The organism is Pseudomonas sp. BN505 (genome assembly GCF_029873175.1).
In the GTDB taxonomy this organism is placed as follows: Bacteria; Pseudomonadota; Gammaproteobacteria; order Pseudomonadales; family Pseudomonadaceae; genus Aquipseudomonas; species Aquipseudomonas putida.
On the sequence record NZ_SSOI01000070.1, the window covers coordinates 75,612 to 90,445 of the forward strand.

The 14,834-nt window shown below is 61.1% G+C and carries 13 protein-coding genes; all 13 read right to left on the bottom strand.

Annotated elements, in window-relative coordinates; genetic code table 11:
• Window positions 1-5: 5 nt before the first annotated feature.
• Window positions 6-1,208 (bottom strand): FkbM family methyltransferase, encoded by a 1,203-nt coding sequence (locus E8E78_RS26855; protein WP_280311711.1) that lies wholly within the window; start codon window positions 1,206-1,208, stop codon window positions 6-8.
• Complete coding sequence (locus tag E8E78_RS26860; RefSeq protein ID WP_280311709.1) at window positions 1,205-3,115, bottom strand: N-acetylneuraminate synthase family protein; 1,911 nt, start codon at window positions 3,113-3,115, stop codon at window positions 1,205-1,207. The genes E8E78_RS26855 and E8E78_RS26860 overlap by 4 nt, the downstream gene beginning before the upstream one ends.
• Window positions 3,112-4,476: a CBS domain-containing protein gene (locus E8E78_RS26865; protein WP_019471412.1), complete on the bottom strand. Its 1,365-nt coding sequence runs from the start codon at window positions 4,474-4,476 to the stop codon at window positions 3,112-3,114. Before E8E78_RS26865 ends, E8E78_RS26860 begins: the two co-directional genes overlap by 4 nt.
• Window positions 4,473-5,165, bottom strand: coding sequence for a sugar phosphate nucleotidyltransferase (locus E8E78_RS26870; RefSeq protein ID WP_258653522.1), 693 nt, complete (start codon window positions 5,163-5,165; stop codon window positions 4,473-4,475). Before E8E78_RS26870 ends, E8E78_RS26865 begins: the two co-directional genes overlap by 4 nt.
• Complete coding sequence (rfbH, locus tag E8E78_RS26875) at window positions 5,165-6,487, bottom strand: lipopolysaccharide biosynthesis protein RfbH (RefSeq protein ID WP_280311703.1); 1,323 nt, start codon at window positions 6,485-6,487, stop codon at window positions 5,165-5,167. The genes E8E78_RS26870 and rfbH overlap by 1 nt, the downstream gene beginning before the upstream one ends.
• Complete coding sequence (gene rfbG, locus E8E78_RS26880; RefSeq protein WP_059394781.1) at window positions 6,480-7,547, bottom strand: CDP-glucose 4,6-dehydratase; 1,068 nt, start codon at window positions 7,545-7,547, stop codon at window positions 6,480-6,482. Before rfbG ends, rfbH begins: the two co-directional genes overlap by 8 nt.
• Complete coding sequence (rfbF, locus tag E8E78_RS26885; protein WP_280311701.1) at window positions 7,538-8,308, bottom strand: glucose-1-phosphate cytidylyltransferase; 771 nt, start codon at window positions 8,306-8,308, stop codon at window positions 7,538-7,540. The genes rfbG and rfbF overlap by 10 nt, the downstream gene beginning before the upstream one ends.
• 335 nt (window positions 8,309-8,643) lie before the next feature.
• Window positions 8,644-10,119: a transcriptional regulator FleQ gene (gene fleQ, locus E8E78_RS26890; RefSeq protein ID WP_016498533.1), complete on the bottom strand. Its 1,476-nt coding sequence runs from the start codon at window positions 10,117-10,119 to the stop codon at window positions 8,644-8,646.
• Window positions 10,120-10,287: 168 nt separating this feature from the next.
• Window positions 10,288-10,581: a hypothetical protein gene (locus E8E78_RS26895; protein ID WP_026034449.1), complete on the bottom strand. Its 294-nt coding sequence runs from the start codon at window positions 10,579-10,581 to the stop codon at window positions 10,288-10,290.
• Window positions 10,582-10,597: 16 nt separating this feature from the next.
• Window positions 10,598-10,999, bottom strand: a complete 402-nt coding sequence (fliS, locus tag E8E78_RS26900; RefSeq protein ID WP_016498531.1) for a flagellar export chaperone FliS — start codon at window positions 10,997-10,999, stop codon at window positions 10,598-10,600.
• Between the two features lie 127 nt (window positions 11,000-11,126).
• Window positions 11,127-12,515, bottom strand: coding sequence for a flagellar filament capping protein FliD (gene fliD, locus E8E78_RS26905; protein ID WP_280311697.1), 1,389 nt, complete (start codon window positions 12,513-12,515; stop codon window positions 11,127-11,129).
• An 83-nt stretch (window positions 12,516-12,598) separates the two neighbouring features.
• Window positions 12,599-12,955 carry a flagellar protein FlaG gene (locus tag E8E78_RS26910; protein WP_016498529.1) on the bottom strand — a complete coding sequence of 119 codons (357 nt, stop codon included), beginning with the start codon at window positions 12,953-12,955 and terminating at the stop codon, window positions 12,599-12,601.
• A 76-nt stretch (window positions 12,956-13,031) separates the two neighbouring features.
• Window positions 13,032-14,477, bottom strand: a complete 1,446-nt coding sequence (locus E8E78_RS26915) for a flagellin (protein WP_280311694.1) — start codon at window positions 14,475-14,477, stop codon at window positions 13,032-13,034.
• Window positions 14,478-14,834: the final 357 nt, after the last annotated feature.

The following is a 14,834-nucleotide window of genomic DNA, read 5'->3' on the forward strand; positions in this document are numbered from 1 at the left end:
AGTTGTTACTCGGCGATAAAGTGCTGGGGAAGGCGATCAGCGGGGACGGCATAGAGCACCAGATCCCAGCCTTCGGCCAGATGCGGACAAAGCTTGAAGTTGTAGTGCGGGTAATACTCGTGCAGCTGCAACAGAACGCTCCACAGGTGGTTCTGTTCGTGATAGACGCAGACCGCGACCACCGGGTGAAGCTCGCTGATCAGCTTGCGCCCACCCGCCAGGCACTGTGGTTCGAAGCCTTCGATGTCGATCTTGATGAAGCTCGCAGGAGCGATCCGGGTAGCCACATCATCAATCGTGGTGATCGTCACCTGCTGGCTACCGTGCCCCACACGGCTTGCTGCACCACTGCCATCCTCGATGAGAATTTCGCCGTTGCAGTCGCCGACTGCCAGCGGGTGGGCAAACAGATTTCGGCCGTGCCCTGCGTTCAGCTCGGCCAGATTGTCACTCAACTCGGCATAGTTGGCTGGAGAGGGCTCGAAGGAATGGATCTCGCGATAGCCTCGGCCACTTTCGAGATACTCCACCACCGAGTCACCATTGAACGCGCCAATGTCATAGAGCACTTCGTCCGCGCAGTCGCTGCTGAAGTGGCTGTCGAAATAGATGGTCACGGGTGACGGGGGAGGCAGCACATCGTGGTTCAGGGTAAGACGCCATTCGACATGATCAACAAAAAGCTGACGCGAAGGTTCGTCGCCAATCAACGCAAATGCCCGGTGGACATCCTGGGCCTCGGCTACTACTTTCTCGGGCAGATCCAGGAAGTAGTGCGGGAGAAAGTGCTCGGGATAGCGCCAGGCCAAGTGACCGAACAGAGCGATCCGCTCGAAGCCCAGTTCACGCAGAGGAGCAAGGCGATCGCTCATGCGCTCACTGATTTGTCCACTCCAAATGGTGCAAATGATCGAAGGCAGCTTGCTGCCGTATTGCTCAGCCAGCTGAGCAGGGCTCATCACCGGCACCGCATCAATATGGGTTCCCCAGGATGCCGGGTTATTGTCGATGAAGGCGCAGGGCGAAAAACCCATTTGCTTCAACACAGCTTGAGTGTTGCGTCCCAGATGGCTAGCACCAAACAGAGCAAAGGGTTGCTGCAACCCTCCGATCAGTCTTTCCAGGGTATGGTGCTGGCGCTCTTGAATGCTTTCCAGCGGTTCGCTCAACAAGGTTTCCAGCCGGTTGTTCAGGCTCGGATTGGTCATGGCCGGGCTCCTGGTAGTGACTGCAGGTAGGCCAGCGCCGACCAGAAGCCGGCACCATGATCCTTGTGCCCTTGCCAGACTTCAGGAATGAAGCTGACCTCGGGATGATTGCGAATCTGCGCCCAGGTGGCCGGCCAGTCGATGTCGCCGGTACCCATCACTACGCCTTCGCCGTTGGTACCCTTGGCATCGGCCACGTGCAGGTGCGCCGAATGCGGCAGCAGCAGCGCCAGCGCGGCCTGGAAGTCGAGGCCGAAGTGGAAGCAGGTCATCTGCAGGTGCGACAGGTCCAGGCACAGGCGCAGGCCGTGCTCGCGGGCCTGGGCCGCCAGTTCGTCCGGCATCATGAAGATGTTCTGGTGGCGTTGCCCGCCGAAATGCCAAGGGAACGGCGCCATGTTCTGCGGGATCAGCTCGGTACCGGCGAAATCCACCTGGCGGCAGGCTTCATGGAAGCGCTCGTAGAGTTCGGGGCGCATGGCCAGCGGGCGCGGCGCGTCGGCGGAGAAACCGCCGATGTTGGCGACGATCAGCCGGGCATCGGCCCCAGGGAAGAACTCGCCTATCTGCAGGGTGGCATCGACCACACGCTGCAGGTTGTCGATGGAGCGCCGACGGTAGGCCGGATCGTCCGCAACCAGATCGAGCAACTCGCTGTTCTCGAACAGCTCCGGGGCGTGGATCACCAGGCGCGAGCAATCCACCTCGGCCAGGAACGGCTGCGGCTTCAGGCTGAGGTCGCGGTACGACAGATGGAACTCGAACAGGTCCGGCTCGATGCGCCGGCGGTAGTCGAGGAAGTCGTGGTAGCGCACCGGCACCCCCCAGCGAATCGGCATGTCGAACGCCAGCTTCTGCTCGGCTTGCTGTTCCTGCAGGTCGCTCTCGAAAAGGAAGTCGCCCTGGGCGATATCGCGATGGGCAGGCTTGCCCAGCAGTTCCGGCAGCCGGTACGGCGGCAGGCCCTGGCCGGGGCTGGCGATGCGCAGCATGCCCTGCTCCAGTACCGCGCCACGGGGGATATCGCGGGCAGCAATCACGCTCTTGCCGAGGTTCTCGCGGTTCAGCAATTCACCTTGGCTGGCATGGCGACCAGGCCCTTGCCAGGGCAGCGCCAGTTCCAGTTGGCGGATGCCGTCCACCAGTTGGCGGAATTCGGTGGGCTCAAGGCTGGCCAGGTGATCCGGGCCTTCCATGTTGCGATCCAGGGTAATGTGGCGCTCCACCAATCGCGCGCCCAAGGCCACAGCGCCGAGGGTGATGGCAATACCGCGCTCATGGCCGGAATAGCCGACCAGGCCATGCAGCTCCTGCAGGCGACGCAGGTAGCCGAGCTGGATATCCGCTTCCGGTGCCGGGTAGGCGCTGTTGCAGTGCAGCAGCGCGAAGGGCGTGCCCAGCGCGTTGAGCTGTTCGATGGCACGGATGATTTCGTGCTCGAACGACATGCCGGTGGACAGGATCAACGGCTTGCCCAGGCTGGCGGCCTTGGCGATCAGGTAGGGGTTGCACAAGTCTGCCGAGGCAATTTTCAGGGCCGCCACGTCGAACTGGGCCAGGGCATCGACGCTAGGTTCATCCCAGGGGGTGCACAGATAAGTGATGCCCTTCTCAGCACAGTAGGCGCGCACCTGGCGGTGCTCGTCGAGGCTCAGTTCGACCTTGTCCAGCAGGTCCTGAATGTACTCCACACCGAGGTCTTCGGCACGCGAGCCGTCGGCCTTGCGCCGGTACAGCGCCTCGCGGTTGCGCAGCTGGAACTTGACGCAGTCGGCGCCTGCCGCAATGGCGGCGTCAACCAGTTGCCTGGCCAATGCCAGCGAGCCGTTGTGGTTGTTGCCGGCTTCGGCGATGACGTAGACACGGTCGCCACCCAGGGCGATGCCGTCGAGAATAATTGGGGTCATTGGATTTTCGTCCGCCAGGAAGTTACACCGCAGGACTCGAAGCGAAAGCCTTGAGCCTGGCAGCCCAGTGCGCGCACCGCATGCACCACACGCTGGCGATGCTGGGGTTGTACATAGAACAGGAAGAAACCACCGCCACCGGCGCCCAACAGCTTGCCGCCGAGCGCGCCGGCCGCAACCGCGGCGGCGTAAATGTCATCGAGACGACCATGGCTGATTGCCGAGGAAAAGCGCTTTTTCAGGTGCCAGGCTTCGTCCAGGCAAAGGCCGAAATCGCGCAGTTCGCCGCGAATCAGGTAACGGTGCATGCGCCGGCAAAGCGCGACGCTTGCATGGAGCAGGTCCGTTTGCGAGGACTCGGCCTGCATCTCCTCGCGCTGCAGCTCGTGCAGGCGGCCGGAGTCGTGAGAAATGCCGGTGTCACACAGCACCAGGCAGGATTCCAGCTCATTGCGGATCGATTCTTCCAGGCGAATCGGGTGTACCAGGTTGCGCTGGTTCTCGAACTCGATCAGGTTGAAGCCACCGAAGGCCGAGGCGTACTGATCCTGCCAGCCACCGGCGATACCGAAGCACAGGCGCTCGGCCTGGAACGCCAGTTCGGCGATCTCATAGGTGCTCCAGCGGTCCTGGCGCAACTCGTTGAATACAGCAATGGTCGCCGTGGTGGCAGCGGAAGAACCGCCCAGCCCGGAGCCCACTGGAAAATCCGAACGCAGGTAGAGATCGAAGCCGTATTGCGGCTTGATCACCGAAACGATGGTCGCCAACAGGCTTTTTTCACTGGCGGCCAGCAGGTCAGCCAGGGAGTCGTAGTCCTCCTCGCGCCCCAGATCCTCGGAGAAAATGCGGATGCCAAGGTCGCCGCGTGGAACCAGGGTGGCGTGGGCATAAAGACCGACGGTACAGCTGAGCACCGCTGCCGGGTGGTCGATGAAGAAATAGGTCAGGTCCGCACCGCCGCCGCAGAAGCTCATGCGTACTGGCGCACGGGCCCGTGCCAGTACCGGCACTTCCGGGCTGGCCGCCATCAGGCGGGTATAGACCTCGACCAGGCGCCCCTGCTCATCCACGGCCGGGATGGCGTTGAAACCCAGGTCGAAAGCCTTGAGCAACTCCTCCCGCGACGCACCGGCTTGAACCGCCCGGTAATGGCTGTTCATGCAAGTTGTTACTGGCAGGTCGGTCTGCCCGCCCTGCAGCAGGTGGCGACGCACATCGCCGTTGGTCACCACACCCAGCAGACGGCGGTCGTCAGCAACCACAAAGGCGATTTGCAAGGCGCCTGCCTCGATGCACTTGACCGCATCGAGGATGCTTTGGCGTTGGCCAATGCTGAGGGTCTGCACCAGCAGGCTCATAGCGAGGTATCCGGAAGAAATTCGTGGGTGTAGCGCGCAAGCGACTCTGGCGTGCCGATATCAATGAAACACCCGCTGTAATCGACAACGGTCACGGCCTCTCGCTGGAGCAATTCGGGCAACAGATCGTGCTCCATGGAGCATGCGCGGACGGGGGTAGTGGCGAAGGCCGACGTGGTGAAGGCATACACCCCCGCGTTGATCAGGCCGGCGCCCTGCACGCCCTTTTCCTGCAGCGCAGCCAGGTGCCCGGTAGCAGTCAGCGCCAGGCTGCCATACCGGCTGCGGTCATCGACTCGCGCCGCCAGCATGGCGTTGCCTTCGCCCGCAAGCATCTGCCGATAACCCTGCACATCCACGAAGGTGTCCGCATTGAGTACCAGGTACCGGCCCTGCGCAGGTTGCTCGCGCAACGCGTTGAGCAGTGCCCCTCCGGTTCCCAGCGGGCTCTGCTCCACCACCATCGACAGTGGCAGACCGGCCTGGCGAGACAGCTCGGCAAGCTGCTCGGCCACCTGCTCGGCGCGGTAATGCGCGCACAGCACGCCCTCGCTGATGCCGGCACGGGCCAACTGGCTCAGTACGCGCGCCAGGAATGGCTCACCGTGAACGGGTACCAAGGCCTTCTGCGAGTCAGTGACGCTGCGCAGCCGCGTACCGAAACCGCCACACAGGACGTAGGCGCGCATCAGCGCAGCCTCTGCAGGTAGGTTTCCAGGCAGCGCGCTGCATGTTCCAGGTGGTCATCGCTCAAGCCCGGCCACAGGCCGATCCAGAACGTGTCGTTCATGATCTTGTCGGTGACCGGCAATTCGCCGGAAACCCGGTAGTTCAGCCCCTGCATGTAGGGCTGGCGGGTCAGGTTGCCGGCAAACAGCAAGCGTGTGCCCACACCCTGTTCATCCAGGTAGCGCACCAGCTCGACGCGGTTGATTCCACAGCCATCGCGCAGGGTGATCGGGTACCCGAACCAGGACGGGTCACTGTCGCGGGTGGCCTGCGGCAGGATCAGTTGGTCCGCACAACCGGCCAGCCGGTCGCTCAGCCAGGCGAAGTTGCGCTTACGGGCGGCAACGAAATCATCAACCCGGTCCATCTGCGCCAGCGCGCAGGCGGCCTGCATGTCGGTAATCTTCAGGTTGTAGCCCAGGTGCGAATAGGTGTACTTGTGGTCGTAGCCTTGCGGCAGGTCACCCATTTGCCAGCAGAAGCGCTTGCTGCAGGTGTTGTCCTCGCCCGGCGCGCAGTAGCAATCACGGCCCCAGTCGCGGAACGACTCGATGATGCGTTTGAGCAACGGCGAATCGGTGAACACCGCCCCGCCCTCACCCATGGTGATGTGGTGCGCCGGATAGAAGCTGAGGGTGCCGATATCGCCGAAGGTGCCGACCATGCGCCCTTCGTAGGTGGAACCCAGGGCATCGCAGCAGTCTTCGATCAGCCACAGGCCGTACTTGTCGCACAGGGCGCGCACAACACTCAGGTCGAAGGGGTTGCCCAGGGTATGCGCCAGCATGATGGCCTTGGTCTTCGGGCCGATGGCCGCTTCGATCAGTGCCGGGTCGATGTTGTAGGTGCCCATCTCGATATCGACGAACACCGGTACCGCGCCGAACTGCAGGATCGGGTTGACGGTGGTCGGGAAGCCGGCAGCAACGCCGATCACCTCGTCACCCGGCTTGATCGCCCGGTCGCCGAGGCGTGGCGAGGTCAGTGCGGAAAACGCCAGCAAGTTGGCCGACGAGCCGGAGTTGGTGGTGAGTACACAGCGGCGCCCCAGGTACTTGGCCAGGCGCTTCTCGAACGCCTCGTTGAAGCGGCCGGTGGTCAACCAGCCATCCAGCACGGCCTCGGTCATGGACTGTAACTCGCCGGCGCCGATCACTTTGCCGGAGGGCGGCACGCTGCTCTGCCCTGCGACAAAAGGCTTGGGCGCCATCTGCAGCTCGGCATAGCGCCCGACCAGCTCGGCAATCTGTTGGCGCAACTGCTGCGCCGTACTGTCACTCATGGGTTCCGCCTTGGTGAACCGCGATCTGCTCGCGGGTAACGATGTTCATGTCACGCCCTGCTCGCCAGGCCAGATACCAGTCCAGGGTATGTTCAAGGGTGTCATCCAGCGACCAGCGTGGCGCCCAGCCAAGCAGCTGCCGCGCTTTGCTGGAGTCCAGTGCCAGCAAACCGGCTTCATGCGGCTGGGCATCGCCGGCGACCGACCAGCGCGCCTCGCCTGGCCAGCGCAGGGCAAGACGACGGACGATTTCGCCGACGGTGGCCAGGCCTGCGCTGTCCGGGCCGAAGTTCCAGGCTGTTGCGTATCGCTCGGCGTCCGTGAGCAAGCCCTGCGCCAGCTGCAGGTAGCCCGTCAGTGGGTCGAGCACGTGCTGCCAGGGGCGGATCGCATGGGGATAGCGCAAGACCACTTCTTCACCGTCTTGCCAGGCGCGAAAGATATCCGGCAGCAAGCGCTCGGCAGACCAGTCCCCGCCACCCAGTACGTTGCCTGCGCGCGCCGTGGCCAGGGCCACGCCGGCGGAGCGCAGGAACGAGTCGCGGTAGCTGGCGCACAGCAGTTCGACGCAGGCCTTGCTGCTGCTATAGGGGTCGAAGCCGCCCAGGGCATCCTGCTCGCGGTAGGGCCAGGGCCACTCGCGGTTGTCGTAGCACTTGTCAGTGGTCACCACCAGCACCGCACGTACCGAGGGCGTGGCACGCACGGCCTCCAGCAGGTTCAGCGTACCCATGACGTTGGTAGCGTAGGTGTCAGCCGGCGCCCGGTACGACTCGCGCACCAGTGGCTGAGCCGCTAGGTGCAGCACCAGTTCGGGCTGGAACGCCTGCACTGCACGGGCCACGGCCGAGGCGTCGCGGACATCTGCAAACTCGCCGGGAACCTGCTGTTGCAGGTGCGCAACCTGCCACAGCGATGGCGTGGTCGCGGCAGGCAAGGCCAAGCCACGCAGTTCAGCGCCAAGCTGGCGCAGCCATACCGCCAGCCAGCCGCCCTTGAAGCCGGTATGCCCTGTCAGCAGGACTCGGCGGCCCGCCCAGAATGCCGGGCTCAACGCCATAGCTGCCATGCTGCGTCGCCGTTTTTCCAGTGGGTTTCAAGCAGCTTGCGATCACGCAGGGTATCCATCGGCTGCCAGAAGCCACGGTGCATGTGGCTCATCAGCTGGCCGTCTTCGGCCAGGCGGCGCATGGGCTCGTCTTCCCAGGTAGTAGCATCGCCCTGAATGTATTCGAGCGCGGCAGGTTCGAGCACGAAAAAGCCACCGTTGATCCAGCCACCGTCACCTGCCGGCTTTTCCTGAAAGCCGCGCACCTGTTCACCCTGCACGTCCAGCGCGCCATAACGGCCCGGCGGTTGTACCGCGGTAACCGTGGCCATCTTGCCGTGCTGGCGGTGGAATTCGATCAGGCGCGGAATATCGACGTCGGACACACCGTCGCCGTAAGTGAGGCAGAAGGTTTCATCGCCCACGTAATCGCGAACACGCTTCAGACGGCCACCGGTGGCGGTGTTTTCACCGGTATCCACCAGCGTCACCCGCCATGGCTCGGCGTGGCGGTTATGGATATCCATGCGGTTTTCTGCCATGTCGAAGGTCACGTCCGACATGTGCAGGAAGTAGTTGGCGAAGTACTCCTTGATCACATAGCCCTTGTAGCCCAGGCAAATGACGAAGTCGTTGATACCGTAGTGCGAGTAGATCTTCATGATGTGCCAGATGATCGGCTTGCCGCCTATCTCGATCATCGGCTTGGGGCGCAGGTGAGATTCTTCGCTGATGCGTGTGCCCAGCCCACCGGCCAGAATGACTGCTTTCATTGTACTGTTGGTCCGCATTGGTCGGAGGGGCGGCGACAAAAAACTGGCCCTTGGCCCTTTATGCTAGGCAAAGCAAAACGCATGCCTGCTTTAGGATCGCACTGGCTGCGAAATCGGTTTTGTTTACTGGGGGGGGGCTCGAGAAAGCTCAACCCATGCCGGGGCCGGCCCTGGCCGACTGGCGAGCGGGGAAGAATAAATAATGGAGGGAATTTTGCTTGCCTCTTCGCGGGTAAACCCGCCCCCACAGGTGTCGCGCAATACTTAAAACTTGCGCCATTGCTGCGGGAGCGGGTTTGCCCGCGAAGAGGTCATTTCAGGGGCGCCACCAGGCGTCAATCCTCCGCCTGGTCCTCGCCACCTTGGCGGCTCATGCCGTACTTGCGCATCTTCTCGACCAGGGTGGTACGGCGAATACGCAAACGTTCAGCCGCGCGGGCAACGATACCGTTGGCATCGTCCAGCGCCTGCTGGATCAGGCCCTGCTCCAGGCTACCGAGGTAGTCCTTCAGGTCCAGGCCTTCAGGTGGCAGCATCGCAGGGTTGCTGAAGTTTGGCGTGTGGCCGTTGATGGCCACGCGCTCTTCCAGATCGCTGCGCAGGCTGTCGACCATCTGCTCGTCTTCGTCATCGACGTAGCGGAATTTCTTCGGCAGCTCGGACACGCCAATCACCCCGTACGGGTGCATGATCGCCATGCGCTCGACCAGGTTAGCCAGCTCGCGCACGTTGCCAGGCCAGCCGTGGCGGCACAACGACATTATCGACGCCGAGTTGAAGCGGATGGAGCCGCGCTTCTCGTGCTCCATGCGCGAGATAAGCTCGTTCATCAGCAACGGAATATCTTCCACCCGCTCACGCAGCGGCGCCATCTCGATGGGGAATACGTTCAGGCGGTAGTACAGGTCTTCGCGGAAGGTGCCGTCCTCGATCATGGTTTCGAGGTTCTTGTGCGTTGCGGCGATGATGCGCACGTCGATGCTCTGGGTCTTGTTGCTACCCACACGCTCGAAGGTACGCTCCTGCAGCACACGCAGCAGCTTGACCTGCATCGGCAACGGCATGTCGCCAATTTCGTCGAGGAACAGCGTACCGCCATTGGCCAGCTCGAAACGCCCGGCCCGGCTGGTGATCGCCCCGGTAAAGGCACCCTTCTCGTGGCCGAACAGTTCGCTTTCCAGCAGCTCGGCCGGGATCGCGCCACAGTTGACGGGTACAAACGGCGCTTCGCGGCGCTTGGAATGGTAGTGCAGGTTGCGCGCCACCACCTCCTTGCCGGTGCCCGACTCACCCAGGATCAGCACGCTGGCGTCGGTATCGGCCACCTGCTGCATCATCTGCCGCACGTGCTGGATGGCACGGCTGGTGCCGACCAGGCTGCGGAACAGGTTAGGCTCGCGCTGACGGCCGCGCTCGCGCGCCTGGTCGTACATCTCGCGATAGACCTGGGCACGGTGCAGTGAATCCAGCAACTGGCTGTAGCTTGGTGGCATTTCCAGGTTGGAAAGCACCCGGCGGCGAAGGTCTTCCGGGAACTCCGCAGAAGAAATTTCACCTAATAGCAGCACCGGAAGGAACTCATCCCACCCGGCCACTGTCTTAACGAGCCCAAGGAGATTGCCCGGAGCGTCTACGCTGCCGATGAGCACGCACAATATTTCACGGCTCGAAGACAACGACTCGACCGCTTGCTGCCAGTCATGGCTCGAGCAAGCGAGGTTTTCTTCACCGAGGAAATTCAGCACCACCGCCAGATCGCGGCGGCGCGCGCTATCGTCATCGATCAGCAGAATCTTGGTTTCACGCCACATGCAATAGCAACTTCCCTAGTCATATCGCCGCCCTGCAGGGGCATGCTCGACATCATTCCGACTGAATGGTCAGTGTTCGGACGTCTGGAATTCGAGAACAGACACTAGTAAAGTCAAAAAGGCCCACACAGTCAAATTTATGGCGCCTTTTGTCAAGTTGTGCGCATCTTAACTGAACAGATGGTAAACCTTCGAAGCATTTTTCGCTTGGTTGATCTGCATCATCTCTTCGGCAATTGCCTGGCGTTCACCGGTTGTCACGTCGATCAGGTTGCGGTAGACCAGCAGCACACCTTCCAGCTTCTCGCGCAGCAACGCCTGGTCCACCGCGTGGGTTTCCAGCACCTCGTCGATGCAGGCGCGGCACGCCACATCCAGCTTGGCAATGGCTTCCCAGTCACGCTCGCTCAGGGCGCCGACCAAGGCATCACAGGTGTCATCGAGGCGTTGCAGTGCGGTCACGGTAATCTCCTTGCCGTCAGCTGGCAGGCTGGGCGTCGGCAATGCCGTCCCAACCGCTTTTCACGGTAATCAGCAGCTGGGCAACTTCGTCGATAATGCCGGCATCGTTGTCGACATTGGCCTGCATAAGCCGGTTGGTCATGTAGACATAAAGCGCGTCGAGCTTCTCGACAGTCTCCGGGTTTTCACTTTTTTCGGGCTGCAGGCCGTCGCGAAGGCCGATGATGATGTCGATCGCCTTGCCGAGCATCAGGCCCTTTTCCGCGATGTCGCCCCGCGCCATGGCACCCTTGGCCTGAGCCATGCGATCAAGGCCACCTTCCATCAGCATCTGCACCAGGCGGTGCGGCGTGGCTTCGGAAATCTGGGCATGGGAATTGACCTTCTGGTACTGACGAAGGGCTCTCATGGGATTCATCTTGCGACCTCGTGACGGGCAGGCTTAAGGGAGAGATATTCCTTGTATCGGGCAGACGCTGAAAAACTTTACCGGCCGATGACATGAAGCCGGGCATCATGCCCGTACTTCATGCAATGTTCACGGGTTAATCGTCACTGCTCGACTTGTTCAGCGCGTTTAGCGTACTCAGCACGGAACTCTGCTGTTGGCGCAGCTGGGTGACCAGGGTATCCATGTTGTTGTACTTGTCCTGCAGGCTCTTCTGCAGGGCTTCCATCCGGGTGTCCAGGGTATCCTGCTCGCTCTTGAGCTTGGTCAGGCTTTCACTCAGGACCTTGGAGCGCTCGGCCAGGGTACCGGTACTGGCTTTGGCAAACGGCTCGGTCACCTTTTGCAGGCGCGCCAGCAGGCCATCCTTGCCATTGAAGATGCTGGTCAGGTCCGCCGCATTGGTGGAGGCAACCTTGTCCCATTTCTTGTCATCCAGGCTCAGCGCACCGCCATCCTGGGCAGAAGTGACACCAAACGCAGCGAGCGATTTCAAGGTGCCGTTGCCCGACACCGCATTGAGCTCCTCACGAATGGAGGACATCAACGTACGCATCGTGGCATCACCGGTCAGCGCCGCAGACGTCATGGTGCCATCAGCGTTTTTGGTGACCTTTGTTTCAGCATTCATGACATTGAGCAAGGCGTTATAGGTATCAATGAAACCCTTCAGGCCCGACTTCAACGTAGTAGAGCTGGTGGTCAGCGACAGAACAGTGGCTGTAACCTCACCACTTGTAGCGTTTTTCGGTGAAGTACCCAGCAACTTGATATTCAGACCACTCACGGCATCGGTGATGTCGTTGGTCTTGGACTTCATGGCAATACCGTCCAGCGTGTACTCGGCATCCGCCGGTTCATCGACAACGGTATAGTCAGTATCAATACCCGAATTGCCCGAAAGGGTGATGTCGGAGCCGTCACCCATCTTGGTCGAGGTGATGATCAGACGCGAACCCGTGGCGTCGGTCAGTACGTTGGCACTCAGGCCTGCTGTACTGAACTGGCTGTTGATGCTATCGCGCACCTGCTGCAGCGTTGCGCCGGCAGGAACGCTCAAATCGTAGGCCTTGCCATTCTGGGTCATGGTCAACGTGGTCGGACTGCCAGTGGCGTTGACTACAGAGCCGGCGCCATTTGCGTAGACCTTCGTTGACACCTTCGACGCAGTCGCCAGCTTGTCGACAATCAACTTGAACGAACCGTTGGCAGCCCCGGTACCCATGGTGACGGTGGCCACCTTCTCATCCGAAGACTTCAGGCTAAGGCCACCGAAACTGTTGGTGTCGGTCATGTTGGTCAAGGCGCCGCGGAAGGCATCCAGCGCCGACTGAATCTTGCCGATAGAGGACAACGTGGTGGTTGCCTTCAGCGTTTGGGTATTGATCTGCGCCTGCTTCGGCGCCTTCTGCGCGGCCACCAGGGAATCGACGATCGCCTGGGTATCAATGCCCGAGCCAATACCGCTGACTGTTGTACCTGCCATCATTGCTCTCCTTGTTCAGTAGCTGCCGGATCCTTGGCGGATAAATCCATCAATCGGCCGACAGCAACAAAAATCATGCCAGCCTATGCCTGATCATCGAACAGCAGGCTGCTGGCTTCACTGAGGCTCTGCGCCAATTTCAGCGCAGTTTCCGACGGAAGCTGCCGGATCACCTCACCGGACTGGGTGGCAATTACCTTGACCACAACCCGACCAGTGGAATCATCAATGGAAAAATCCAGCTGACGCTGGCTTGACTGGACGAAATCACGGATCTCGCCAACCGCTTTTTCCAGGTCTTCGCGCGAGTGCGGCTGGTTATCGGGGGCCGCAGCGTCCTGCACCTTGGCAGGCACTGCCGGGTCCCGATCCCGATCAGCGACTGGCGCCTGGGGTAACACCGACGGATACACCTGGCTCAGCTTGACACTCATGTCCATGTTTCGAACTCCTCATGTCAAAAAGGGTGAAAGGGCACGTAAACGCGCCCTTTCACCCTTTACTCAGGCGCCTGAATTACTGGAGCAGTTTCAGGACCGAAGATGGCAGCTGGTTAGCCTGCGACAGGATCGCAGTCGAAGCCTGCTGCAGAGTCTGCTGCTTGGTCAGCTCGGCAGTTTCCGAAGCGAAGTCCACGTCCTGCACGGTGGAGCGGGCAGCGGTGGAGTTCTTCTGGATGTTCTGCAGGTTGTCGACGGTGGTTTGCAGACGGTTCTGGGTAGCACCCAGGCCCGAACGGACGCTGTCGATCGAACCGATGGCCTTGTCGATAACGGCCAGGGCGTTCTGGGCGTTGACGGCGTCGGTCACATCGGTGTCGGCGATGGTTGTCTTGGTCGAAGAAACCGAAGCACCGCCGAACAGTGTAGTAGCACCAGTACCGGTGGCACCGTTGGCTACCGAGTAACCTTTGGCGGAGTCCAGGGAGATCTGGCCAGTTACCACCGAGGTAGTACCTACAGTACCGGAAAGAGCAGTCAGACCACCGGCGTCATAGGCACCGTTGCCGTCCTTCGCACCCACAGAGATAGCAGAAGCGCCAGCCTGTGCCTTGAAGGACAGGTTCTCGCCGGTGTCAGATTTGACTTCCAGGCTCTTGGTCGATTCGTCGTAGTTGACGCTGATACCCAGCTTGGCTGCGTTGGATTTCAGTTGGTCAGCCAGGCTGGCAGTGTCAGTAACACCGATGAAGCTGACGGTGCTACCGCCAACAGTCAGGTCGAAGTTGGCTGGCGTGGCAGCTGCGCCGCTAGCAACAGCAAGTTTGACTTCAGTGCTGGCAGCGGCAGTCAGGCCACCGATCGAGCCGTTGAGCTGAGCAGCGATGTCTTTGGCCGAAGCACCAGCACCGTAGCTTACGGTTTTGGTTTGGCCGTTACCGGTTACAACCAAGTCAGCTGCCGCCAGGCCGCTGGCGGAAGGTGCGATAGTGCCGGACTTGACCTGCTGCGAGCCGATGCTCTTGGCCGAAACGTTGTCCAGCGCCAGGTTGATGGTTTCGTTGGCGTTGGCGCCGACCTGGATGGCCTTGGTGCCGTACGAACCGTCCAGCAGTTTCTGGCCACCGAAGGTGGTGGTTTCCGAGATACGGTTCAGCTCAGCGGTCAGAGCCTGGTATTCGTCGTTGTTCGACTTACGGTCGTCGGCGCTCAGGGAGCCAGTAGCCGAGGACAGGGCCAGGGTACGCATTTTTTGCAGGATGTCGGTCGAAGCCTGCATTGCACCTTCAGCGGTCTGAGCGATCGAGATACCGTCGTTGGCGTTCTTGACAGCCTGGCCCAGGCCATTGATCTGGCTGGTCAGACGGTTGGCGATCTGCAGGCCGGCAGCGTCGTCTTTAGCGCTGTTGATACGCAGACCCGAGGACAGACGCTGCATCGAAGTGGTCTGAGCGTTGCTAGCCTTGGTCAGGTTGCCCTGAGTAGTGATCGACGCAATGTTGGTGTTTACAGTTAAAGCCATGACGAAATCCTCGTTGGATGGGTACTGCGGCTTCCGGCCTTGGCAACCGCCGGACTGGCCTAGAGAACCTTCGTAATAGTTATCGTCGGGTGCGCGGGATGCTTGAGGGGTTTTTCGAAAAAAAAATGCTGGCATGGGGCCAGCCCCGATAAATCAAGGGGTTAAGGCGGTTTATTGGCGTCAAAAACCACTCCAAATCCAGCTTGAGTTCACCAGCGAGCCACTCCATCTGTGGGAGCGGGCGCGCCCGCGAACACCGGCAAAGCCGGTGCCATCCACCGAGTCGCCTTCTTCGCGGGCATGCTCGCTCCCACAGAAAGCGGCGCCACGCCACAGAATCTTGCAGGCAAAAAAAAA

Bases quoted from the DNA above. Each gene is read 5' to 3' on its own strand.
- E8E78_RS26855 (WP_280311711.1), bottom strand. From the start codon at position 1,208: ATGACCAATCCGAGCCTGAACAACCGGCTGGAAACCTTGTTGAGCGAA.
- E8E78_RS26860 (WP_280311709.1), bottom strand. From the start codon at position 3,115: ATGACCCCAATTATTCTCGACGGCATCGCCCTGGGTGGCGACCGTGTC.
- E8E78_RS26865 (WP_019471412.1), bottom strand. From the start codon at position 4,476: ATGAGCCTGCTGGTGCAGACCCTCAGCATTGGCCAACGCCAAAGCATC.
- E8E78_RS26870 (WP_258653522.1), bottom strand. From the start codon at position 5,165: ATGCGCGCCTACGTCCTGTGTGGCGGTTTCGGTACGCGGCTGCGCAGC.
- rfbH (WP_280311703.1), bottom strand. From the start codon at position 6,487: ATGAGTGACAGTACGGCGCAGCAGTTGCGCCAACAGATTGCCGAGCTG.
- rfbG (WP_059394781.1), bottom strand. From the start codon at position 7,547: ATGGCGTTGAGCCCGGCATTCTGGGCGGGCCGCCGAGTCCTGCTGACA.
- rfbF (WP_280311701.1), bottom strand. From the start codon at position 8,308: ATGAAAGCAGTCATTCTGGCCGGTGGGCTGGGCACACGCATCAGCGAA.
- fleQ (WP_016498533.1), bottom strand. From the start codon at position 10,119: ATGTGGCGTGAAACCAAGATTCTGCTGATCGATGACGATAGCGCGCGC.
- fliS (WP_016498531.1), bottom strand. From the start codon at position 10,999: ATGAATCCCATGAGAGCCCTTCGTCAGTACCAGAAGGTCAATTCCCAT.
- fliD (WP_280311697.1), bottom strand. From the start codon at position 12,515: ATGGCAGGTACAACAGTCAGCGGTATTGGCTCGGGCATTGATACCCAG.
- E8E78_RS26910 (WP_016498529.1), bottom strand. From the start codon at position 12,955: ATGGACATGAGTGTCAAGCTGAGCCAGGTGTATCCGTCGGTGTTACCC.
- E8E78_RS26915 (WP_280311694.1), bottom strand. From the start codon at position 14,477: ATGGCTTTAACTGTAAACACCAACATTGCGTCGATCACTACTCAGGGC.